22 protein-coding genes are annotated in these 22,628 nt (G+C 62.6%); 10 read left to right on the forward strand and 12 right to left on the reverse strand.

Annotated elements, in window-relative coordinates; genetic code table 11:
- Window positions 1–68 precede the first annotated feature (68 nt).
- On the reverse strand, window positions 69–1,439 hold the full coding sequence (gene radA, locus DM807_RS21540) for a DNA repair protein RadA (protein WP_012274175.1): 1,371 nt from the start codon (window positions 1,437–1,439) through the stop codon (window positions 69–71).
- 176 nt (window positions 1,440–1,615) lie between these two features.
- Between radA and mscL the strand changes: the two genes are divergently transcribed.
- Window positions 1,616–2,035, forward strand: a complete 420-nt coding sequence (mscL, locus tag DM807_RS21545; protein ID WP_012274176.1) for a large-conductance mechanosensitive channel protein MscL — start codon at window positions 1,616–1,618, stop codon at window positions 2,033–2,035.
- Between the two features lie 33 nt (window positions 2,036–2,068).
- Here the strand turns inward: mscL and DM807_RS21550 are convergent, their stop codons facing one another.
- Entirely contained in the window at window positions 2,069–2,845 is a 777-nt protein-coding gene (locus tag DM807_RS21550) for a ferredoxin--NADP reductase (RefSeq protein ID WP_041166589.1), read from the reverse strand.
- Between the two features lie 210 nt (window positions 2,846–3,055).
- On the opposite strand from DM807_RS21550, the gene DM807_RS21555 reads away from it, so the two are divergent.
- Entirely contained in the window at window positions 3,056–3,763 is a 708-nt protein-coding gene (locus DM807_RS21555; protein ID WP_179027896.1) for an autoinducer binding domain-containing protein, read from the forward strand.
- A gap of 96 nt (window positions 3,764–3,859) precedes the next feature.
- On the forward strand, window positions 3,860–4,984 hold the full coding sequence (locus tag DM807_RS21560) for a methyltransferase (RefSeq protein ID WP_179027897.1): 1,125 nt from the start codon (window positions 3,860–3,862) through the stop codon (window positions 4,982–4,984).
- Between the two features lie 117 nt (window positions 4,985–5,101).
- On the opposite strand, the gene DM807_RS21565 is transcribed toward DM807_RS21560, so the two are convergent.
- The 3 genes from DM807_RS21565 to DM807_RS21575 are packed head-to-tail and all read right to left on the reverse strand — an operon-like array spanning window position 5,102 to window position 7,714.
- The gene (locus DM807_RS21565) at window positions 5,102–5,257 is read right to left on the reverse strand and encodes a DUF2474 domain-containing protein (protein WP_012274180.1); all 156 of its coding nucleotides are present in this window, start codon (window positions 5,255–5,257) and stop codon (window positions 5,102–5,104) included.
- 9 nt (window positions 5,258–5,266) lie between these two features.
- Complete coding sequence (gene cydB, locus DM807_RS21570; protein ID WP_012274181.1) at window positions 5,267–6,274, reverse strand: cytochrome d ubiquinol oxidase subunit II; 1,008 nt, start codon at window positions 6,272–6,274, stop codon at window positions 5,267–5,269.
- A gap of 3 nt (window positions 6,275–6,277) precedes the next feature.
- Entirely contained in the window at window positions 6,278–7,714 is a 1,437-nt protein-coding gene (locus DM807_RS21575; protein ID WP_012274182.1) for a cytochrome ubiquinol oxidase subunit I, read from the reverse strand.
- Window positions 7,715–8,058: 344 nt separating this feature from the next.
- On the opposite strand from DM807_RS21575, the gene DM807_RS21580 reads away from it, so the two are divergent.
- The gene (locus tag DM807_RS21580; RefSeq protein ID WP_012274183.1) at window positions 8,059–9,288 is read left to right on the forward strand and encodes an MFS transporter; all 1,230 of its coding nucleotides are present in this window, start codon (window positions 8,059–8,061) and stop codon (window positions 9,286–9,288) included.
- 25 nt (window positions 9,289–9,313) lie between these two features.
- Here the strand turns inward: DM807_RS21580 and DM807_RS21585 are convergent, their stop codons facing one another.
- On the reverse strand, window positions 9,314–9,793 hold the full coding sequence (locus DM807_RS21585) for a GNAT family N-acetyltransferase (protein WP_012274184.1): 480 nt from the start codon (window positions 9,791–9,793) through the stop codon (window positions 9,314–9,316).
- A gap of 199 nt (window positions 9,794–9,992) precedes the next feature.
- On the opposite strand from DM807_RS21585, the gene DM807_RS21590 reads away from it, so the two are divergent.
- Complete coding sequence (locus tag DM807_RS21590) at window positions 9,993–11,288, forward strand: NCS2 family permease (protein WP_012274185.1); 1,296 nt, start codon at window positions 9,993–9,995, stop codon at window positions 11,286–11,288.
- The gene (gene trmA / locus DM807_RS21595) at window positions 11,285–12,370 is read left to right on the forward strand and encodes a tRNA (uridine(54)-C5)-methyltransferase TrmA (protein WP_012274186.1); all 1,086 of its coding nucleotides are present in this window, start codon (window positions 11,285–11,287) and stop codon (window positions 12,368–12,370) included. Before DM807_RS21590 ends, trmA begins: the two co-directional genes overlap by 4 nt.
- Before the next feature lie 43 nt (window positions 12,371–12,413).
- Here trmA and pcaG read toward each other — a convergent pair whose 3' ends face one another.
- Window positions 12,414–13,019, reverse strand: a complete 606-nt coding sequence (gene pcaG / locus DM807_RS21600) for a protocatechuate 3,4-dioxygenase subunit alpha (protein WP_012274187.1) — start codon at window positions 13,017–13,019, stop codon at window positions 12,414–12,416.
- Window positions 13,020–13,029: 10 nt separating this feature from the next.
- Window positions 13,030–13,749, reverse strand: a complete 720-nt coding sequence (pcaH, locus tag DM807_RS21605; protein WP_012274188.1) for a protocatechuate 3,4-dioxygenase subunit beta — start codon at window positions 13,747–13,749, stop codon at window positions 13,030–13,032.
- Window positions 13,750–13,949: 200 nt separating this feature from the next.
- Here pcaH and ypfJ point away from each other — a divergent pair, with 200 nt between their 5' ends.
- Entirely contained in the window at window positions 13,950–14,843 is an 894-nt protein-coding gene (gene ypfJ, locus DM807_RS21610) for a KPN_02809 family neutral zinc metallopeptidase (RefSeq protein ID WP_060494435.1), read from the forward strand.
- Window positions 14,844–15,151: 308 nt separating this feature from the next.
- Window positions 15,152–16,936, forward strand: a complete 1,785-nt coding sequence (locus tag DM807_RS21615) for a methyl-accepting chemotaxis protein (protein WP_483407054.1) — start codon at window positions 15,152–15,154, stop codon at window positions 16,934–16,936.
- A gap of 130 nt (window positions 16,937–17,066) precedes the next feature.
- Here the strand turns inward: DM807_RS21615 and ggt are convergent, their stop codons facing one another.
- From ggt to mdaB, 3 genes are all read right to left on the reverse strand, one after another.
- Window positions 17,067–18,734 carry a gamma-glutamyltransferase gene (ggt, locus tag DM807_RS21620; RefSeq protein WP_179027899.1) on the reverse strand — a complete coding sequence of 556 codons (1,668 nt, stop codon included), beginning with the start codon at window positions 18,732–18,734 and terminating at the stop codon, window positions 17,067–17,069.
- Between the two features lie 117 nt (window positions 18,735–18,851).
- On the reverse strand, window positions 18,852–19,748 hold the full coding sequence (locus tag DM807_RS21625; protein WP_041166788.1) for a LysR family transcriptional regulator: 897 nt from the start codon (window positions 19,746–19,748) through the stop codon (window positions 18,852–18,854).
- Between the two features lie 87 nt (window positions 19,749–19,835).
- Entirely contained in the window at window positions 19,836–20,426 is a 591-nt protein-coding gene (mdaB, locus tag DM807_RS21630; protein ID WP_012274193.1) for an NADPH:quinone oxidoreductase MdaB, read from the reverse strand.
- A gap of 162 nt (window positions 20,427–20,588) precedes the next feature.
- On the opposite strand from mdaB, the gene DM807_RS21635 reads away from it, so the two are divergent.
- A complete protein-coding gene (locus DM807_RS21635) occupies window positions 20,589–20,903 on the forward strand; it encodes a putative quinol monooxygenase (protein ID WP_012274194.1) in 315 nt (104 codons plus the stop codon).
- Here the strand turns inward: DM807_RS21635 and DM807_RS21640 are convergent.
- Window positions 20,893–21,657 (reverse strand): sulfite exporter TauE/SafE family protein, encoded by a 765-nt coding sequence (locus DM807_RS21640; RefSeq protein WP_060494438.1) that lies wholly within the window; start codon window positions 21,655–21,657, stop codon window positions 20,893–20,895. The genes DM807_RS21635 and DM807_RS21640 overlap by 11 nt on opposite strands.
- Before the next feature lie 78 nt (window positions 21,658–21,735).
- On the opposite strand from DM807_RS21640, the gene DM807_RS21645 reads away from it, so the two are divergent.
- Window positions 21,736–22,617 (forward strand): LysR family transcriptional regulator, encoded by an 882-nt coding sequence (locus DM807_RS21645; RefSeq protein ID WP_179027900.1) that lies wholly within the window; start codon window positions 21,736–21,738, stop codon window positions 22,615–22,617.
- Window positions 22,618–22,628 lie beyond the last annotated feature (11 nt).

Genomic DNA, 22,628 nt, shown 5'->3' on the forward strand with positions numbered 1-22,628 from the left:
TCATCGGCCCCTTTTTCGTTTGCCTGTTCTGGCCTATCGCCGTCGATAGGGCCAGAACAGGCTACAAGTTACTCGAACAATGCATCCAGGGCTTGCTCCAGCCGGGTCACGGCAATCACCTGCAACCCCGCCGGTGGCTCTTTCGGCGCATTGCCCTTGGGCACGATGGCCCGCTTGAAGCCGTGCTTGGCCGCTTCCTTCAAGCGCTCCTGGCCACTGGGCACCGGCCGCACCTCACCCGACAGGCCGATCTCGCCAAACACCAGCAGACCATGGGCCAGCGGCCGATTGCGCAGGCTGGACATGACCGCCGCCAGCAGCGCCAGGTCCGAAGCCGTTTCCAGCACCTTCACCCCACCCACCACGTTGAGGAACACGTCCTGGTCATGGGTAGGAATACCGCCATGACGGTGCAGCACCGCCAGCAACATGGCCAGGCGGTTCTGGTCCAGGCCCAGGGTTACCCGCCGCGGATTGGCCAGATGGCTATCGTCGACCAGCGCCTGCACTTCAACCAGCATTGGCCGGGTGCCCTCCCAGGTAGCCATCACCACGCTGCCTGGCACTTCTTCCTGGGTACGGTTGAGGAAGATCGCCGACGGGTTGGACACTTCTTTAAGGCCACGGTCGGTCATGCCGAACACGCCCAGCTCGTTGACCGCGCCAAAACGGTTCTTCACCGCCCGTAACAAGCGCAGACGGCCATCGGACTCGCCTTCGAAATACAGCACGGTATCGACCATGTGCTCCAGTACCCGCGGGCCGGCCAGCGAGCCTTCCTTGGTCACGTGGCCGACCAGGAAGATCGCCGTGCCGCTCTGCTTGGCGTAACGCACCAGCAACGCCGTGCTTTCGCGCACCTGGGCCACACCGCCGGGGGCCGATTGCAGCTGCTCGGTGAAAATCGTCTGGATCGAGTCGATCACCATCACCCTGGGTTTCTCGACGCGTGCCGTAGCGATGATGGTCTCGATGCAGGTTTCGGTCATTACCTTGAGCTGGTCCTGGGGCAGGCCCAGCCGCCGTGAGCGCATGGCAACCTGTTGCTGCGACTCCTCACCGGTGACATACAGCGCCGGCATGCCGACGGCGATGTTGCATAACGTTTGCAACAAAATGGTCGACTTGCCGATACCGGGGTCACCACCAATCAGCACCACAGAGCCATCCACCAGGCCACCGCCCAGTACGCGGTCCAGTTCAGTACTGCTGGTGGTGAAGCGCGGGATTTCTTCGACGCTGACTTCGGCCAAGGTCTTGATCTGTGCCTGCTGCCCGGTCCAACCCGCGCGGCCGCTGCTGGGCGCAGCGGCGCCGCCGCTTTCGATCATGGTTTCGACCAGCGTGTTCCAGGCCCCGCATTCGCCGCACTGGCCGGCCCATTTGGGGAAGGTCGCGCCGCACTCGGTGCAGCCATACAAGCGCTTGGCCTTGGCCATGGGTGGGGTCTCCTAGAAAAAATCGCCATGATAGCCGAGCAGGACGTGTCTCGAACGCTTCGGGATGCGACAAAACTATTCGTTCTAACTGCAGTCAGTAGCCCTGAACACAACGCATGAAGCGTTTTAGTGGCTTACACTGCGTTAACCTTACCTTTTGTTACAAGGAACCAAACATGGGCATGCTCAACGAGTTCAAGGCTTTCGCGGTCAAAGGCAATGTCGTCGACATGGCGGTCGGTATCATCATCGGCGCGGCCTTCGGCAAGATCGTCTCGTCCTTCGTCGGCGACGTGATCATGCCACCACTGGGCCTGCTGATCGGTGGTGTGGACTTCAGCGACCTGGCCATTACCCTGAAGGCTGCCGAAGGTGACGTACCAGCGGTGGTGCTGGCGTATGGCAAGTTCATCCAGACCGTGATCGACTTTGTGATCGTGGCCTTTGCCATCTTCATGGGGGTGAAGGCGATCAACAGGCTCAAGCGTGAGGAAGCCGTGGCGCCGACTACGCCGCCGGTGCCTTCGGCTGAAGAGACACTGCTGACCGAGATTCGCGACTTGCTCAAGACGCAGAATCAGAATCGCTTGCCGTGAGGTAGCAGGGGGCTGCCTTGCAGCCCCCTGGCCTTACCAGTAGTTTTCGACCGCTACCTGCCCTGGCCGCTTGCTCAGGCTCAGTTGCAGGTCACGCGCTTTCAGCACTTTACGGGTTTCGTCGATCATTTCCGGGTTACCGCACAGCATCACCCGTGAATGCTCTGGCGACAGCGCCAGCCCCGCCGCCTTCTCCAGTTCACCATTCTCGATCAACGTGGTAATGCGCTGGTTCAACGCCCCTGGGTGTTGTTCACGGGTCACCACCGGAATGAACTGCAACTTGCCCGCATGCTCCGCCAGGTACTCGCGTTGCTCCAGCCCGGCGATTTCATCTACGTAGGCCAGCTCTTTGGCTTCGCGCACCGAGTACACCAGCTTGATGTTGTCGAAACGCTCCCAAGCCTCGAAGTCCTGCAGGATCGACATGAACGGCGCAATGCCCGTGCCCGTGGCCAGCAGCCACAGGTCGCGACCACCGACGAAACGGTCGAGGGTGAGGAAACCGAAAGCCTGACGGTCGATCAGCAAGGTATCGCCCGCACCCAGCCGGCTAAGCTCGCTGGTGAACTCGCCACCGGGTACCACGATGGAGAAAAAGTCCAGATGCTCATCATGGGGCGCGCTGACCATTGAATAGGCGCGCCACACCACGCTGCCATCGGCCTTGGTCACGCCAAGGCGGGCGAACTGACCGGAACGAAAGCGGAACCCCGCATCGCGCGTAACCCGCAGGCTGAAGAGGTTCGGCGTCAGCGGCTGAACATCGAGCAGGGTCTGGCGGGTGAACTTTTCGGCGCTAGCGGTCATATCGGGCTCCAGGGTAGGCGTGTGCACAGTGTCGCTTAAAGTGGCCTGGATAAAAACCACCGCTTTGTAGGGCCTCACCAGGGGTGATCGTGCCGAACTCGCAGAAAATCCTAAGTGCTATAACAAAAAAATCCCAACACCCAGGTAGGACTTTCCTACAATCATCGGGTACCCAAATGGATTGGATCCTACGCCCCGAGGAATGTCTCGATGCTTCACTGGAAACCCGAGCATCTTCATGCGTTCGTCAGCGAGCGCAACCCGCAGAAGCTGTTCGACATCGCTGTCCATCTGGCCCAAGAGCTGGGCATAGATTACCTTGGGCTCAATATCCGCATCCAGATCGCCACGCAGACACCAAGGCTGTACCTCTACAGCAACTACCCAAGTGAGTGGATCGAGCGCTATCAGCGCGACGACTTCTACAAGCAGGACCCAGCAGCGCACATGAGTCACAGTTCGACCACGCCCGTACTGTGGACTGACGACCTGTACCGAGAAGCCCCTCAATTTCGCGAAGCGGCCTGTCAGCACGGCTTGCGTCACGGCTGGACGCAATCACTGCACGACCTGCAGCACAACGAAAGCCAGATCAGCGTGGCCAGGCCTGCCGAAAAGATCGACATCGTCGAGCTTTATGACAAGGCCGGCAGCGTCCAGTGGCTGTGCCATACCCTGCATGCCGTGCTTGGCGAACACCACCTGAACGCACTGTGCCCACCTCAACCAAGAATGAGCGAGCGTGAACTGGAAGTGCTGAAATGGTCGGCTGCCGGCAAGACCGCTGCCGACGTAGCCTGCATCCTGTCGCTTTCGCAAAGCACGGTGAACTTCCACATCCGCAGCGTGATCACCAAGACCAACGCTGCCAACAAGGCTGGCGCCATCGCCATCGCCGCCCTGCGTGGCTGGATCTGACCTTCACACCTGCGACCTTGGGCAAAGCCCTGTAGAATCGCCCGGCAAAGCCCGGAGCGAACCGCAACGGGCAGTTTCGTACCCGAGCCAGACGCCATGCCCCTGTTGACCACCCCCTACGCCGAACTCGACCTGATCCGCCAGCCGGAGCAGGCCAACGACCCGCTGCAGGCTTTCGACGCCGCCGACGAGTACCTGCTTGCGCAGTTGCACGAACAGGCCCCTGACGCCAACTGCCGGGTGCTGGTGCTCAATGACAGCTTCGGCGCCCTGGCCGTCAGCCTGGCGGGCCGCCTGCAGGTGGTCAGCAGCGGTGACTCACATCTGGGGCACCTTGGCCTGGAAAAGAACCTGACGCGCAACGGTTTGACGTTCGATAGCGTGCCGTTCGTACCGGCCAGCGAGCACTGGCAAGGCCTCTTCGACCGAGTGCTGGTACGCGTGCCCAAGACCCTGGCCCTGCTTGAAGAACAACTGATCCGCCTGCAGGGCCACCTGGCGCCTGGCGCGCAGGTGATTGCCGGGGCCATGATCAAGCACCTGCCACGGGCGGCCGGTGACCTGATGGAGAAGTACATCGGCCCTGTGCAGGCTTCGCTGGCACAGAAAAAGGCCCGCTTGCTGACCGCAACGGTGGCCGAACGCCCGCTCGCCCGCTCACCCTACCCTAGCCGCTACCACCTCGACGCGCCGGTGCTGGAGTTGGTCAACCACGCCAACGTGTTTTGCCGTGAGGGCTTGGATATCGGCACAAGGGCGTTCCTGCCCCACTTGCCCCGCGACCTGGGCAACGCGCGGGTAGCGGACCTGGGCTGCGGCAACGGCGTGCTGGCGATTGCCAGCGCCCTGGGCAACCCGGACGCTGAGTACACCTTGGTCGATGAGTCGTACATGGCCGTGCAATCAGCGCAGGAGAACTGGCGAGCTGCACTGGGCGAACGTGCCGCCAATTTCGTCGCGGCCGATGGGTTGGCCGGGGTAGAGAAACAATCGCTGGACGTGGTGCTGTGCAACCCGCCGTTCCACCAGCAACAGGTGGTGGGGGACTTCCTTGCCTGGCGCATGTTCCAGCAGGCGCGAGAAGCGCTGGTGGTGGGTGGGGCGCTGTACATCGTGGGCAACCGCCACCTGGGCTATCACAGCAAGCTGGCGCGGTTGTTCCGAGGGGTTGAGCAGGTGGCGGCTACGCCCAAGTTCGTCATTCTGAAAGCCCGCAAATAAGAGCCCGCGCCGCCCCTGTGGGAGCCGGCTTGCCCGCGAACACCGGCGAAGCCGGTGCCATCTATCGCGATGCCTGCTTCGCGGGCACGCCCGCTCCCACAGGCGCCCCCGCTGCTCTCAATGGGTGGTCAATCCCGCAGCCCCCATGAACAGCCGCATCACCCATGCCGCCACGCCCAGCGCGGCAACACTCATCGCCCAAATCAGCAGTAGCCAACCCAGCCGCTGCCACAGCGGTTTCTTGTCTTCCAAGCCATGTTTGCCCGTCATCATGCGGCCCTCCTAGTGATAACCGTCTTCGTGGGTCACCTTGCCGCGGAACACGTAGTAGCTCCAGAAGGTGTACATCAGGATGAACGGCAGGATGAACAGGGTGCCCACCAGCATGAAACCTTGGCTTTGCGGGGGCGCTGCGGCCTCCCAGATCGAGATCGACGGCGGGATGATGTTCGGCCACAGGCTGATGCCCAGGCCACTGTAACCCAGGAAGATCAACACCAGGGTGAGCAGGAACGGCGTGTAGTGTGCATTGCGCGCTACCGCCTTCAGCAGCCCGTAGAAGGTCACCAGCACCAGCAGCGGCACCGGCATGAACCAGAGCAGGTTTGGCATGCTGAACCAGCGGTCGGCGATTTGCGGGTAGGCGATGGGGGTCCACAGGCTGACGATACCGATCACCGCCAGCAGCACCAGCGCCAGCGGCCGGGCCATGTCGTGCATCTTCTGTTGCAGCGGCCCTTCGGTCTTCATGATCAGCCAGGTGCACCCCAACAACGTGTAGGCAACGATCAGCCCCAAACCACAGAACAGACTGAACGGGGTAAGCCAGTCGAGTGTGCCACCGGCGAAATGGCGGTCGACCACTTTGAAGCCTTCGAGGAAGGCACCCAACGCCACACCCTGGAAGAAGGTGGCGACCAACGACCCCCAGATGAATGCCTTGTCCCAGATATGCCGCTTGTCGGCCTTGGCCTTGAAGCGAAACTCGAAGGCCACGCCACGGAAGATCAAACCGATCAACATCAGGATAAGCGGCAGGTACAAGGCCTCGAGAACGACCGCGTAAGCCATCGGGAAAGCCCCGAACAGCCCCGCCCCGCCCAGGATCAACCAGGTTTCGTTGCCGTCCCACACTGGCGCGACAGTGTTCATCATCACATCACGGTCCTGCTCGCCCTTGACGAAGGGGAACAGCATGCCGATGCCCAGGTCGAAACCGTCCATCACCACGTACATCATGACGCCGAAAATGATGATCACGGCCCAGATCAGCGGAAGGTCGATACCCATGGCTCAGTTCCCCTTGTTCAGGCTGGCAGAGGTGGCCTCTCGGCCATCATCGGCGGCGGACAACGGCCGCGCCGGCGTGCGTTTCTGGCCAGGGCCACCCGGTGTGTGCTCGTCACCTTCCCCGGTCTGCGGCCCTTTGCGCACCAGGCGCATCATGTAGCCAAGGCCGGTGCCGAACAGGGCGAAATACACCACCACGAAGGCCACCAGGGTGAAACCAAGCTGGGCGTAACTGTGGTTGGACACGCCGTCAGCCGTGCGCATCAGGCCATACACCACCCAAGGTTGGCGGCCGATTTCGGTGGTAAACCAGCCGGCCAGTAGCGCGACCAGCCCAGACGGGCCCATCCACAGGGCCACATGCAGGAACGGGCGCGAGCTGTACAGCGTGCCGCGCTTGCGCAACCACAGGCTCCACAGGCCGACGAAGATCATCAGGAAGCCGAGCCCGACCATGATCCGGAACGACCAGAACACGATGGTCGAGTTAGGCCGATCCTCGGGCGGGAACTCCTTCATCGCCGGCACCTGCTTGTCCAGGCTATGGGTCAGGATCAGGCTGCCCAGCGCGGGAATCTCGACCTTGAAGCGGGTAGTCTCGGCCTTCATGTCGGGGATGCCGAACAGAATCAGCGGGGTCGGCTCGCCGGGTACGTTCTCCCAGTGGCCTTCGATCGCGGCAATTTTCACCGGTTGATGCTTGAGCGTGTTGAGGCCATGGAAGTCGCCAATCACCGCCTGGATCGGGGCGACGATAAGCGCCATCCACATGGCCATCGACAGCATCTTGCGCACGGCCGGGTTGTCACGCCCGCGCAGCAGGTGCCAAGCCGCCGAAGCACCGACGAAGAACGCGGTGGAAACGAACGCGGCTGTGGCCATGTGCATCAAGCGGTAGGGGAACGAGGGGTTGAACACCACTGCAAACCAGTCCACCGGCACCACCCGGCCATCGATGATCTCGTGGCCTTGTGGGGTTTGCATCCAGCTGTTGGAGGCAAGGATCCAGAACGTCGAAACCAGTGTGCCGAGCGCCACCATCACCGTGGAGAAGAAGTGCAGGCCACGGCCGACGCGGTTCCAGCCAAACAGCATGACACCCAGGAAGCCCGCCTCGAGGAAGAACGCAGTGAGAACTTCGTAGGTGAGCAGCGGGCCGGTGACGGCGCCGGCAAAGTCGGAGAAGCGGCTCCAGTTGGTGCCGAACTGGTAGGCCATGACCAGGCCAGAGACCACGCCCATGCCAAAGTTGACGGCGAATATCTTCGACCAGAAATGATAGAGATCACGGTAGACCTGATTGTGGGTCCTCAGCCAGAGGCCTTCGAGGACTGCCAGGTAGCTCGCCAAGCCAATGGTGATGGCCGGGAACAGGATGTGGAACGACACGGTAAAGGCAAACTGCATTCGGGCGAGCTCTAAGGCCTCTATTCCGAACATGGTGCTTCCTCTTCAGATAATCCGGCGTCCGGGCTTGTGGCCCCAGTCGCCCACTGCCCCCACTGGGTCGAGTACGGCGCGTTGGAATTGTTCTGTTCGATCGCAGGGATTTCGGCCCAAGGGCCCGATCGTTACATCTGGAACGATTGATCCAGATCAACGACTGCTAGGAAGCATAGTCCCGAATGGCCTGACGGGCCGTGTGGTTGATTGCCGCGTGACCGGTTGCCCCACCCTCTTTCATAAACCGTGGAAAAGTGCCGACCTGGGCAAACAGTAACCGTTTGTTACAAACAGATGATACGCTGCGCACCCCTCTACTGCGCCGAGGCCCCTGGTTTCCGATGTCCGATTCCGCACCGCAGTTGTTGCGTCACCACCGCCCTTTCCTGGCCTTCTGGCTGGCCCGCGTGTTCACCGCCAGCGGCTTCCAGATGCTCACCGTGGCCATTGGCTGGCACCTCTACCAGTTGACCGGCAATGTGCTGGACCTGGGCCTGGTCGGTCTGGTCGAATTCGCCCCACGGGTGTTGTTCATGTTGCACACCGGGCATGTCGCCGACCGCTATGACCGGCGCAAGGTCGCTGCCTTGTGCCAGAGCCTGCAGGGGCTGATTGCCCTGGCGCTGGCGGTGGGCAGCGCGACCGACAACGTCACCCGCGAACTGATCTTTGCCCTGGCCTTCCTGCTCGGAGCCACGCGCTCGTTCGAAATGCCGGCAACCCAGGCCTTGTTGCCCAATGTGGTGCCACCTGGGCTGTTCCCGCGGGCGGTGGCGGCTTCGGCGTCGGCCACCCAGTCGGCCACCATCGTGGCGCCGGCTGTGGGCGGTTTCCTGTATGCGTTCGGCAGCATCTGGGTGTACGGCCCGACCGTTGCCCTGTACGCCATTGCCTGTGTGCTGACCCTGAGCCTGCAGGCACGCGGCCAAGTCGCCCAACGTGGGCGCGCCAGCATCGAATCGCTGCTGGCCGGCATCCGCTTCATCCGCAGCCGGCCCGATATCCTCGGCGCCATCTCGCTGGACCTGTTTGCAGTGTTGCTGGGCGGGGCCACCGCGCTACTGCCGGTGTTCGCCAAGGACATCCTGCTGACCGGCCCGATGGGCCTTGGCCTGCTACGTTCGGCACCCGCGGTGGGGGCGTTGCTGATGTCGCTGTGGCTGGCACGCTTCCCGTTCGAGCGCAAAGTCGGGCGGACCATGTTCACCGCCGTTGGCGTGTTCGGCGTGGCGACCATCGCCTTCGGCCTGTCGACCTCGTTCTGGTTCTCGCTGGCGGTGCTGGTGGTGCTGGGCGCGGCGGACATGATCAGCATGGTCATTCGCAGCTCGTTCGTGCAACTGGAGACACCGGATGAAATGCGCGGGCGGGTGAGTGCAGTGAACGGCTTGTTCATCGGTGCCTCGAACCAGCTCGGTGAGTTCGAATCGGGGGTGACGGCGCACTGGTTTGGCACAGTGCCGGCGGTGGTGATGGGCGGGGTGGGCACCTTGGTGGTGACCGGGGTATGGATAAAGCTGTTCCCGACCCTGGCCAAGCGCGATCAACTGCACAGCAAGCCCACCAACTGAACGCCGTGGCCCGATCGCAGGCCGCTCAGAGCATCAAGGTCATGCAACGTTCATGGCCGCTGCGGGCCGTGTAGCCATCGCCACTGTCCATCCAGCCGGTGGCGCGGTACAAACCCAACGCCGCATGGTTGTCGCGGTCCACTGACAATTGCAGGCATTCGACATCCGGCCACATCGCGCGCACCACTGCCGGCAAGGCCTGCATGCACCCACGGCCCAAGCCACGCCCCTGCAAGCGTTTGTCGACCTGCAAGGCCGTTATCATCGCCGCACCAGGCTTGGCCCAGGCGGGTAGAAATGCCCCGCACTGAAGCAACAGCAACCCCTGCGGCACGCTGTCGAGCACAATCACCAGTGCACGCCGTTGATCGCTTTTGCAGTTGAGCAGCAGATACAACGCACTGGCCACATCACCGGCATGGCGTTGCTGCGCTGGGTGCAGCTGGATATCGAGCAATTGGGCGCGCTGGGCCTGGTTCAGGTCACGGTAGTCAATCAACTGCACAGCGCTGCTCCCACGAGGCCGCATGCCGCGCGGCGCAGAATCGGCAGTATATCGCGACATTGATTACCGCTCACCGAGCATGCTGGTATGATGCGCGGCTTTTTTCCTCCCCACACAAAACCACGGCAACCGGTACGGTCTGTGCTTTGCTGATGGGGTCGATACATTCATGGCGCCGGGGGCGCCTTGGGGAGCGGGCATGCTGGAAAGGCTGTTTCAACTAAAAGCACACAACACCAACGTGCGCACCGAGATTCTTGCGGGCGTTACCACCTTCCTGGCCATGGCCTACATCCTGTTCGTCAACCCGAGCATCCTCGGCGAGACCGGCATGGACAAAGGGGCGATCTTCGTCGCCACCTGTCTGGCTGCAGCCATCGGTTCCACCACCATGGGCCTGATCGCCAACTACCCGATTGCCCTGGCACCGGGCATGGGCCTGAACGCGTTCTTCACCTACACCGTGGTGCTGCACATGGGCCACACCTGGCAGGTGGCGCTGGGGGCGGTGTTCCTGTCGGCGGTGATGTTCTTCCTGCTGTCGATCTTCCGCATCCGCGAATGGATCGTGAACAGTATCCCGTTGCCGCTGCGTTCGGCGATTGCCGCCGGTATCGGCCTGTTCCTCGCGCTGATCGCCCTGCATAACGCTGGCATCGTCGTCGATAACCCGGCCACTTTGGTGGGCCTGGGCGACCTCAAGCAACCTGCACCGATCCTCGCCACCCTGGGTTTCTTCCTGATCGTCGGCCTGGAGTCGCTGAAAGTGCGCGGCGCCGTGTTGATCGGCATCCTGGCGGTGACCATCGCCTCGATCGTGATGGGCGTGACGCCGTTCGGTGGCATCGTCTCCATGCCGCCGTCGCTGGCCCCAACCTTCTTGCAGCTGGACATCGCTGGCGCGCTGGACGTCGGCCTGGTCAGCGTGATTTTCGCCTTCCTGTTCGTCGACCTGTTCGACAACTCCGGCACCTTGATCGGCGTGGCCAAGCGCGCCGGGCTGATGGGCAAGGACGGCCACATGCCGAAGATGGGCCGCGCCCTGATCGCCGACAGCACCGCCGCCATGGCCGGTTCGCTGCTGGGCACCTCGACCACCACCAGCTACATCGAATCCGCTGCGGGCGTGAGTGCCGGTGGCCGCACCGGCCTGACCGCCATCGTGGTGGCCGTGCTGTTCCTGCTGGCGTTGTTCTTCGCCCCGCTGGCCGGTAGCGTACCGGCATTCGCCACCGCCCCGGCCCTGCTGTTCGTCGCAGTGCTGATGGCCTCTGGCCTGGCGGAAATAAACTGGGACGATGTCACCGAAGCCGCACCGGTGGTGGTGACCGCCCTGGCCATGCCGCTGACCTACTCGATCGCCAACGGCATTGCCTTCGGCTTCATCTCCTGGACCGCCGTCAAGCTGATTTCCGGCCGCCACCGCGACCTGAACCCGGCCCTGGTGATCCTTTCCATCCTGTTCGTCATCAAGCTGGGCTGGTTCAACGCATGAGTGCTGCTTTCGACCCCTCCTCCTACGCCACCCAGCTGGACGCCAAGGTGGCCCGGCTGCGCGAGCTGCTGGCGCCGTTCGGCGCGCCGGAGCCGGCCGTTTTCGACTCGCCGCGCGAGCACTACCGCCTGCGCGCCGAATTCCGCCTGTGGCGCGAGGATGGCCAGCGCCACTACGCCATGTTTGCCCAGGGCGATAAGCACAAGGCGATCTTGATCGACGATTTCCCCATTGCCAGCCAGCGCATCAATGCCCTGATGCCGCGCCTGAAGGCGGCTTGGCAGGCCAGCGAGGAACTGGGCAACCGCCTGTTCCAGGTGGAGTTCCTCACCACCCTGGCTGGCGATGCGATGATCACGATGTGCTACCACCGCCCGCTGGACGAGGCATGGGAAGTGGAAGCGCGGCAACTGGCTGAAGCGCTGGGCGTAAGCGTCATTGGCCGCTCCAAGGGCAAGCGCCTGGTGATCGGCCGCGACTACGCGATTGAAGAACTCGACGTGGCCGGCCGTGTGTTCAGCTACCGCCAACCAGAAGGCGCGTTCACCCAACCCAACGGTGCGGTGAACCAGAAGATGCTCAGTTGGGCCTTCGAGGCCATCGGTGAGCGTGAGGACGACCTGCTGGAGCTGTACTGCGGCAACGGCAACTTCACCCTGCCGCTGGCTACCCGTGTGCGCCAGGTGCTGGCCACCGAAATCAGCAAGACATCGGTCAATGCCGCGTTGAGCAACCTCGACGAGAACGCTGTGGATAACGTGCGGCTGGTGCGGTTGTCGGCAGAGGAGCTGACCCAGGCGCTGAATGAGGTGCGACCCTTCCGTCGACTGGAAGGCATCGACCTGAAAAGTTATGAGTTCGGTACCGTGTTCGTCGACCCGCCGCGGGCGGGGATGGACCCGGATACCTGCGAGCTGACCCGGCGCTTCGAGCGGATCCTGTACATCTCGTGCAACCCGGAAACGCTGGCGGCAAACATTGCCCAGTTGCAGGACACGCACCGTATCGAGCGGTGTGCGTTGTTTGACCAGTTCCCCTATACCCACCATATGGAGAGCGGGGTTCTACTGGTCAGGCGCTGACCGTCGCACCTTTGGGGCCGCTTTGCGGCCCCAAAGGTTTGAATCAGAAGTCGAAGAAGACTGTCTCCCCTTCCCCCTGAATACGGATATCAAAGCGATATGCCGTCTTCCCATCCACTTCGCAACGCTTGGCAATCAAGGTTTCACGCCGCTGTGGCTGTTCGATCAGGTTGAGCACCGGGCATTTGGCATTGGCCTGGGCCTCATCATCGAAATACAGGCGCGTGTGCAGGTGAATGTTGATGCCACGGGCAAACAGGCTGATGTTGATGTGCGGCGCCATTGGCACGCCAGCAGCGTTGTTCACCACACCCGGCTTGACCGTGTGCAGCGTCCACTCACCGGCATCGAAGGTGGTAGCGGTGCGGCCAAAGCTGTTGAAGGCGTTTTCCAGGTTGTAGGCATCCTGGTACTCGCCGTTGGCATCTGCCTGCCACACTTCCAGGAACGAATCGCGCACCAGGTGGCCGTTACCGTCGTACACCTGGCCGATCAGCAGAATGTGCTCGCCCGGCGCGTCAGGCTTGGCCAGGCGGTTCCAGATTTCCTGGTCGCGGGTCGGGTTGCCGGCCGCTTCCAGGGCCAGGCCGATGTGCACGTAGGGGCCGGCAGTCTGCGAAGGGGTTTCCGGCAGCAGTTCGATTGGCATGGCGGGTTCCTCAGCAGTTTTCGAAGTGGGTCTTGCGCTGGCCACGCAGCACGATGTCGAAGCGATAGGCCAGGCAGTCCATCGGGTTGGCGTTGCTCATGTCGAGTTTGGCGATCAACTGCTGCACAGCTTCAGGGTTTGCGATCGACTTGACGATCGGGCACATCGGGATCAGCGGGTCACCCTCGAAATACAACTGGGTAATCAGCTTGGTGGCGATCGACGGGCCGCTGATGGCGAAGTGGATGTGCGCCGGGCGCCAGTCGTTGGGGCCATTGCGCCATGGGTACGGGCCCGGCTTGATGGTACGGAAGCTGTAGTAGCCGTCACGGTCGGTCAGGCAGCGGCCAACGCCACCGAAGTTCGGGTCCAGCGGCGCCAGGTAACGGTCGTTCTTGTGGCGATAGCGGCCGCCGGCGTTGGCTTGCCACATCTCTACCAGGGTGTTCGGTACAGGCTTGCCGTACTGATCGACGACACGGCCGGCGACGATGATGCGTTCACCGATCGGCAAGCCACCGTTGTTGAAGTTCAGCAGCAGGTCATGGTCGTGGGTACCGAAGCCCAAGTGGGAAAAGTCCGGACCAGTGGTTTCGCTGATCGACTGCGGAATGCTGACCAGTGCCTGGCGCGGCGAGCGGGCGATGGACGTTTTGTAGTCAGGCGTAAGGGCTTTGGGGTGCCAGTTGCGATCACGGATCACGAAGCGGCTGTTGTCCTGTGCGGGCATGCCGGTTTCCTCTCTTGGAATTATCTGAACGCCTGGGCGTGGCAGGCGGACTTACAGTTTCCGACAGGTCGCGCACGATGAATATTGAAATCAACCACACGAAACATAACCAAATGGTTATACATAAACACTTTGCCCTGACACTTGCCGCTGTCGTGAACTAATCTTTGTCTTCTTGTTTCACGCTCGGGAGAGCACTCATGGAATGGCGAAAAGGCCGACGCAGCGACAACGTGGTCGATGCCCGAGGCGAGGGTGGCGGTGGCGGCGGCATGCGTTTCGGCGGCGGCAAAGGGCTGGGGCTCGGGGCGATTCTGCTGATCGTCGGTATCGGCTGGCTTACCGGGCAGGACCCCTTGCAGATTCTTGGCCAGCTCACCGGCCAGATGGAACAGCAGCAGCAACAAACGGCGCCCAGTGGTGCGGGCGGCAAGGCGCCGCCGGCCAACGACCAGCAGGCCGAGTTCGTCGCCTCGGTACTGGGCGATACCGAAGACACCTGGAAGGCCCTGTTCGCCGAGGCCGGCAAACAATACCGCGACCCCAAGCTGGTGCTGTTCAGCGGCCAGGTCAACTCGGCGTGTGGCTTTGCCTCCGCAGCGGTCGGGCCGTTCTATTGCCCGGCGGACCAGCGGGTGTACCTGGACATGTCGTTCTTCCGCGAAATGGAAACCCGCTTCGCTGCGGCCGGCGACTTTGCCCAGGCCTATGTGATCGCCCACGAAATCGGCCACCACGTGCAGACACTGCTGGGCGTTTCGGCCAAGGTCGATGCCGCACGTCGCAGTGGCCAGCGGATGGAGGGCGACAACGGCTTGCTGGTGCGCCAGGAGTTGCAGGCCGACTGCCTGGCCGGTGTTTGGGCCTACCAGGCCCAAAAGCGCCTGAATTGGCTGGAGCCAGGTGACGTCGAGGAAGCGCTGAATGCGGCCAATGCCATTGGCGATGACCGCCTGCAACAGCAGGGCCGTGGGCGTGTGGTGCCGGACTCCTTCACCCATGGCACTTCGGCGCAGCGGGTGCGCTGGTTCAAGACCGGGTTTGCCGAGGGTGAAGTGAACAGCTGCGATACCTTCAGTGCACGTAACCTCTGACACGGATTGGGGCCGTTTGGCGGCCCCAATCATCCAGTTACAAATCTGCTGAAAAAGCGTTTCAGCTTCCCCCATCATTGCCGATAACTCCTGCACGAGTCAGCGGGCATCCAGAACAACAACGCCTGGCGATCGAAGATCAAAAGAGCGAAATCAACTTCTGGAGAGCGTGCATGAACAGCTGGTTCGCCAACATCAGCGTCAACCTCAAACTCGGCCTGGGCTTCGGCCTTGTGCTGGTCCTCACTGGCCTGCTGGCCCTCACCGGCTGGACCAGCCTGGGCAGCCTGATCGACCGCAGCAACTGGATGGGCGATATCGGCCAGTTGAACAAGGATCTCACTGACCTGCGCATTGCGCGCCTGCAGTACATGATCGCCAACGGCGACGATACTGCCGCCGCCAACACCCAGGCCAAGCTGGACGCCTTCAGCAAGCAGCAAGCCTACCTGGCCACCACGTTCAAAAGCCCGGAAAACATCAAGCTGCTGGGTGAGCTGGGCGACACCATCAGCGCCTACAAGCTTTCGTTGAACAAGATGCGCCAGGGCTACGACGCCACCCGCAGCGCACGCGTTACCATGGACAGCTCGGCCACCCGTGCCGACCAGGCCATGGACGCCCTCAGCCAGGAAGTGATGGCACGCCCCGAGGCCGACAGCGTGCGCCTGGCCCAGTACCAACTGATCAGCAAGGCCCGCCAGCAACTGCTGCAGGTACGCATCGATGTGCGCGGCTACATCGCCGACAACAGCAGCGCCAACGAGCAGGCCGCCCTGCGCCAGCTGGATGCAGCGCTGGCCGACATCGACAACCTCAAGCGCCAGCTGCCCGCCGAAGACGCCCGCCTGCAACAGTTCGAAAGCTCGGTACTGGCTTACCGTGACGCCGTGCGCCAGTTCCGCGACGCGGTCGCCAACATCACCACCTCACGTGCCGAAATGACTGTGCAGGGCGCCGATATCGTCAAGCGAAGCGATGCGCTGTACCAGATCCAGCTGCAGCGCCGTGACATCGAGAGCACCCAGGCCCGCAGCCTGCAGGCCATCGCCACGTTGCTGGCGCTGCTGGTCGGTGTGCTGGCAGCGGTGCTGATCACCCGCCAGATCACTCGCCCGTTGCACGACACCCTGGTGGCCGTGGAGAAGATCGCCAGCGGCGACCTTACCCAGCACATGCGCGTCACCCGCCGCGACGAACTGGGCGTACTGCAGCAAGGCATCGCGCGAATGGGCACTACCTTGCGCGAACTTATCGGTGGCATCCGCGATGGCGTCACCCAAATCGCCAGCGCCGCCGAAGAGCTGTCGGCAGTGACCGAACAGACCAGCGCCGGCGCCAACAGCCAAAAGGTCGAGACCGACCAGGTAGCCACCGCCATGCACGAAATGGCCGCCACCGTTCAGGAAGTGGCGCGCAATGCCGAGCAGGCCTCGCATGCCGCAACCGGTGCCGATGACGAAGCCCGCGCCGGTGACCGCGTGGTGGGCGAGGCGATTGGCCAGATCGAGCGCCTGGCCGAAGACATGCACCGCTCCACCGAGGCCATGACCCTGTTGCAGCAGGAAAGCCAGAAGATCGGTAGCGTGATGGACGTGATCAAGTCAGTGGCCGAACAGACCAACCTGCTGGCACTCAACGCGGCGATCGAGGCGGCGCGCGCCGGCGAGGCCGGGCGTGGCTTTGCCGTGGTCGCCGACGAAGTGCGCGGCCTGGCCCAGCGCACGCAGAAGTCCACCGAAGAGATCGAAGAGCTGATTGCCAGCCTGCAGCAGGGTACCCAGCAAGTGGCCAGCGCCATGCAGGGCAGCCGTACCTTGACCGACAGCAGCGTCGAGCTGGCGCGCAAGGCTGGGGCTTCGCTGGAGAGCATCACCAGCACGGTGTCGAGCATTCAGTCGATGAACCAGCAGATTGCCGCGGCGGCAGAGCAGCAGAGTGCGGTGGCTGAAGAGATCAGCCGCAGCATTCTGAATGTACGTGATGTGTCGGAGCAGACGGCGGCGGCCAGTGACGAGACGGCGTCGGCGAGCGTTGAGCTGGCGCGGTTGGGTGGGCAGTTGCAGACACTGGTCAGCCAGTTCCGCGTCTGACTTGAAGCCCCTGGGGCCGCTTAGCGGCCCATCGCGACGCAAGGCCGCTCCTACAGGAAATCGCGTTCCCCTGTAGGAGCGGCCTTGTGTCGCGAAAGGAGGGCGAAGCCCTCCCAGCGCCCGAACAGGCTTACTTGACGATCATCCCCACCCCACGCCCACGCGGATCGGAAGCGGTCTCAAGCTTGGCCCCATCTACCCGAATCGCCTGGATATCACCCATCTCCCAACCCTGATCCTCCAGCACATAGCCCATCTTCTTCAGCTCATCAGCCACCGGCCCGGTCAGGGGCGCATAGGCATCGAAGTAGATGGTGTCCTTGGGCAGCAACTGATGGTGCACCCGCTGCGCCGCCACCGCCTTGTCCAACGGCATGCCGTAGTCGTACAGGTTGTTCATCACCTGGAAGATCGAGGTGAAGATCCGTGAACCACCCGGGGTACCGATCACCAGCTCGACCTTGCCATCGCGGGTCATCAGGCTAGGGCTCATCGATGAAAGCATGCGCTTGCCCGGTTCGATGGCGTTGGCATCACCGCCGACCACACCAAAGGCGTTAGCCGCACCCGGTTTGGCGCTGAAATCATCCATCTCGTCGTTCAGCAGGAAGCCCGCGCCCTTCACCACCACGCCACTGCCGTAGTCGAGGTTGAGGGTGTAGGTATTGCTGACCGCATTGCCTTGCTTGTCGACGATCGAGAAATGCGTGGTCTGGTGCGGCTCCAGCCCTGGCTTGACCTTGTCGGTGTCGGAAATGGCCTTCGGGTTGACCTGCGCGGCGCGCTTGGCCAGGTAATCCTTGGCCACCAGCTGGTCCACCGGCACCTTGGTAAAGGCCGGGTCGCCAAGGTAGTCGGCACGGTCGGCGAACACCCGCTTTTCGATCTCTGCCAACAGGTGGATGTACTGCGCCGAGTTGTGCGCCACCCCTTTGAAGTCCGCCGCGCGGTCTTCCTTGATGCCCAGCAACTGGGCCAGTGCCACGCCACCGGAGCTCGGCGGTGGGGCGGTGTACACCACATTGCCGCGCCAGCTTACGGCCATCGGCTCACGCCACACGGCCTTGTAGTCCTTCAAGTCTTCTTTGGTGATCAGGCCTTTGTCGGCCTGCATCTGCGCCACCAGCAGGTCGGCGGTCTTGCCCTGGTAGAACTCGCTCACGCCCTTGTCGGCGATGCGCTCCAGGGTCTGGGCCATTTCCGGCTGTTTGAACAGCTCGCCAACCTTCATGTTGCCGAAGTAGTCGTTGAAGTTGGTCGCTGTCTTGAACATGCCCTGGGCATCGTTGCGGTACTGGTACTGTTTTTCCGCCACCTTGAAGCCGTTTTTCGCATAGCCGATGGCCGGGGTCAGCAACTCGCTCCAGGGCAGCTTGCCAAACTTCTGGTGCGCCTCCCACAAGCCCATCACCGTACCGGGTACACCAGCGGCGCGTACACCAACCAGGCTCAGGTTCTCGATGACCTCGCCCTTGTCGTCCAGGTACATGTTGCGCGTGGCGGCCTTGGGCGCGACTTCGCGGTAGTCGAGGAAGTAGGGCTTGCCGTCGATGAACAGGGTCATGAAGCCGCCACCACCGATGTTGCCGGCCTCGGGGTAGGTCACCGCCAGGGTGAAGGCGGTTGCCACTGCCGCGTCCACCGCGTTGCCGCCCTTTTTCAGAATGTCGGCGGCTACCTGTGCACCATATTGATCAGGTGCGGCCACCGCGCCGCCCTCCAGGTTGGCGGCGTAAACCGAGGAACAGCTCAGAATCGCGGCTGCGAGAACCAGGCACTGGAACGGGACAATACGCATGACACTTCCTTGGTGTTGTTTTTGTTGAGCAGTCAGTAAGGCCGAAGCGCTTCGACTGTGCAATCAACCGTAGGAAGTTTCGCCGCCTGTGGGCAGGATTTGTCGCGTTCAGGCAACTCAGCAGGCGTACATCGCCAATTTGCGCTGGATGAAGTCCAGGAAGCACTGGATACGCAGCGCCAGCTGGGTGTTGCGGTAGTAGACCGCGTGGATCGGCTGACGGTAGCCATTATTGGCTTCGCCCAGCAGCACTTGGAGGCGCCCGGTGCGGATGTCTTCGTGGGTCATGAAATGCGACAGGCTGACGATGCCCTCCCCGGCTAGCGCCAGCTGGCGCAGGGTCTCGCCACTGGAGGCGAGCAATGCCGGGCGGATGCTGAAGCGGTCGCCCTGGGCGTGGCGCAGTGGCCAATGGTTGAGCGATTCGGGCTGGCTGAAGCCGAGCAGGCAGTGGTTGGCCAAATCCTCGACGCGCTGCGGTGTGCCGTGCTGCTCCAGGTAGGCAGGGCTGGCCAGTACCTGCACGGGGCTGCAACCCAGGTTGCGCGCATGCAGGCTGGAGTCGGCCAGCTCACCGATGCGGATCGCCACGTCGGTGCTCTGCTCCAGCAGGTCGATGATCAAGTCGTCGGTGTTCAGCTCCAGCTCGATGCCCGGGTACTGGCGGCGGAACTCGCCGATCCACGGCAGGATGGCATGCAGCATGAACGGCGCAGCGGCGTTGATGCGCAGCCGCCCGGAGGGGGTCTGGCGGTTCATCGAGAGGCGCTCTTCCATCTCGTCCATCTGCTCCAGGATCAGCCGCGAACGCTCGAGGAAGAAACGGCCCTCCTCGGTCAGGTCCATGCGCCGGGTGGTGCGGTTGACCAGCGTGGTCCCCAGCTTGCCTTCCAGCCGCGACAGGGTGCGGCTGACGGCGGAGGGGGTCTGGCCCATCTGGTCGGCGGCGGCGGAGATCGAGCCGCAGTCGATGACGGCGACGAATACCTGGAGTTCTTCGGATCGGGTTATCACACGATTGGCCTTGGCAGGGGTATGCGGTGATTGATAGCGGGTCATCGGAGTCTGTGCAAGGGGCCGCTGCGCGGCCCCAACCTCCCATTACTGTGCCTTGCCGAATACCTTGTCCAGATGGGCTTCATACGCTGCCAAGGCAGCCGGCACATCCGGCCGCTTCATCACATCCACCGCCAGGAAGGTCGGCAGGCCGCTCATGCCAAGGAACTGGTTGGCCTTGTGGAACGGGAAGTAAACGGCATCAACACCCTTGCCTTCGAAGAAATCGCTCGGGTCATCGAACGCCTGCTGCGGCGCGTTCCAGGTCAACGACAGCATGTACTGCTTGCCGTGCACCAGGCCGCCGCTGCCGTACTTTTGCGAGTGGTCCGAACGGGTGCGGCCATCATTGGCGTAGAGGCTGCCGTGGCCTGCCGTGAAGACTTCGTCGATGTACTTCTTAACCGTCCACGGCGCCCCCATCCACCAACCGGGCATCTGGTAGACGATCACATCAGCCCAGAGGAATTTCTCCACCTCTGCCTGCACATCGTAACCACCGTCAATGAATGTCTGCTGCACGTCGAACCCGGCGCGGTCCAGATGAGCGAGGGCCGCTTCGTGCAAGGTTGCGTTGAGACGGCCATCAGAGTGAGCGAACTGTTTACCACCATTGAGCAGAAGGATCTTTTTCATGCTGGCCTCCACGGCCGAATCAAAATTCAGGCCGGCAGATTAGAGGCTCACGGGTGTGGGATACAGCAGTGACGGGGCAAAATACAATTGATCAGAAGTCACGAATTGGCAATGAATTATTGCCGTAGAATCAGCTCACCAACCATCATCGAGTAGCGCCCCATGAGTGAGCAGTTCGCCTTCATCCTCAAAGCCAAGACCCGCCCGGAAATGGCTGATGCGTTCGAAACCCTGTTCCGCCCCTACGTCGAGCCAAGCCGCCAGGAGCCAGGCTGCATCGAGTACCACATGCTGCGCGACAAGGAAGACCCGAGCCTGTTCGTGTTCTTCGAAGTGTGGGCCGACCAGGCTGCACTGGACGTGCATTCGGCCCTGCCGCACATGACAGCGTTCTTCGAAAAACGCATGGAATACCTGGAGCGCGATTTCGATATCCAGCGGGTCGACATGCTCAGCGCATCATCTGCTAACCGTTAATCAGCAGATGGCCGCCGAGTACGGCCAGGCCGATGAAGAAGCAACGCTTGAACAGCAGCGCACTGATGCGCTGACGCAGCCACTGCCCGGCCAGCATGCCAAGCAGGGCCGGCGCCAGCATCAGCAGCGATGCCCCCAGCGCCTGGCCACCCAGGGCATCCTGCCCGGCCAGGCCAACGGCCAAGGCCAGGGTCGAGACCGTGAATGATAGGCCCAAGGCCTGGATCATCTGCTCTCGGCTCAGACCCAGGCTCTGCAGGTAGGGCACAGCGGGCATCACGAACACCCCAGTCGCCGCCGTGACCACGCCAGTGACCAGGCCGCAAAGCGGCCCCAGCCAACGCTCGTGCCCCGCAGCCACATGAAAGCCCAGGCCGACCAACCCGTACAACGCATAGACCAACAAGGCGGCTCCCAACGCGTGGGCAGCCCACGGGCCGCTGTTGATTCCCAGCCAAGCGCTGCCCAGCCATGTACCGACAAAGATCATCACCAGCATCGGCCCCAGCCGCACCAGCAGCGCCCGCAGGTGCCCACCGCTGGCCAACTGCCAAAGATTGGTGAGGGTCGAGGGCACGATCAGCAATGCGGCAGCCTGCGCCGGTGACATGGCCAGGCCCAGCAAGCCCATGGCAATGGTCGGCAGGCCCAGGCCGATCACCCCCTTCACTGCACCAGCCAGCAGGAAAGTCAGTACCACCAGCAGCGAGAGTGCTGGGCCAATGTTCTGGTAGAAAGCGAGCAAGGTAGTCATGGGGCCGATGATGGCGTGCAGCGAACGAGGTGAAAATCTGCCATATACTCAGCCAGCCTCTTGCCAAGACAGAGCCACATGCACTTCGACCTGATCGACCTCAAGCTGTTCCAGCACACCCTGGAGTGCGGCAACATCACCGCCGGCGCCAGCCGCAGCCATCTTTCACTGGCAGCGGCCAGTGCGCGCATCCGCGCCATGGAAGCCTCGCTGGGTATTCCTTTGCTTGAGCGTAACCGTCGTGGCGTACAACCGACGCCGGCCGGCCAGGCGTTGTTGCAGCATGCGCGGCTGATAACCCAGCAAGTCGAGCGCTTGCAGTTCGACCTAAGCCAGTATGCGCAGGGGCAGCAAGGCCAGGTGCGCCTGCTGTGCAACACCGCTGCGCTTACCGAGTACCTGCCCGAACTGCTGGCCAGCTTCCTGGCGGAAAACCCCGGTGTCAGCGTGGACGTGCAAGAGCTGCCGAGCTTGCGCATCGTGCAGTCGATTACCCAGGGCATCGCCGACCTGGGCATCGTTTCCACCGCTGCCCCCAGCGAGCATCTGCAAACCCGGCCGTTTCGCGACGACCCGCTGGTGCTGGTGACACCGCTGGGCCACCCGCTGGCCCATGCAGCCGCGCCCAGCTTCATTGATAGCCTGAGCCATGGCTATGTCGGCCTTGGGGCTGGCAGTGCGTTGGCGCTGTACCTGGAAGAGCAGGCGCTGCGCGAGGGGCGGCGCATGCGGATTCGGGTGCGGGCAGAAGGGTTTGACGGGGTGATTCGCATGGTGGCGGGCGGTGCAGGTGTCGGGGTGGTGCCGCTGGCAGCAGTGCAGCGCTGGCAAGGGATGTTGCCGTTGCATTGGGTAGCGCTTGAGGAGCCATGGGCCAACCGCAAGTTGCTGGTATGCGCGCGGGATTTTGCTGCGCTACCGGGCTATGCCGCTGGGCTGGTCACCACACTCTGCGGCTGAGGCAAGCAACA

It is taken from the genome of Pseudomonas hunanensis (assembly GCF_013393325.1).
GTDB lineage: Bacteria > Pseudomonadota > Gammaproteobacteria > Pseudomonadales > Pseudomonadaceae > Aquipseudomonas > Aquipseudomonas putida_P.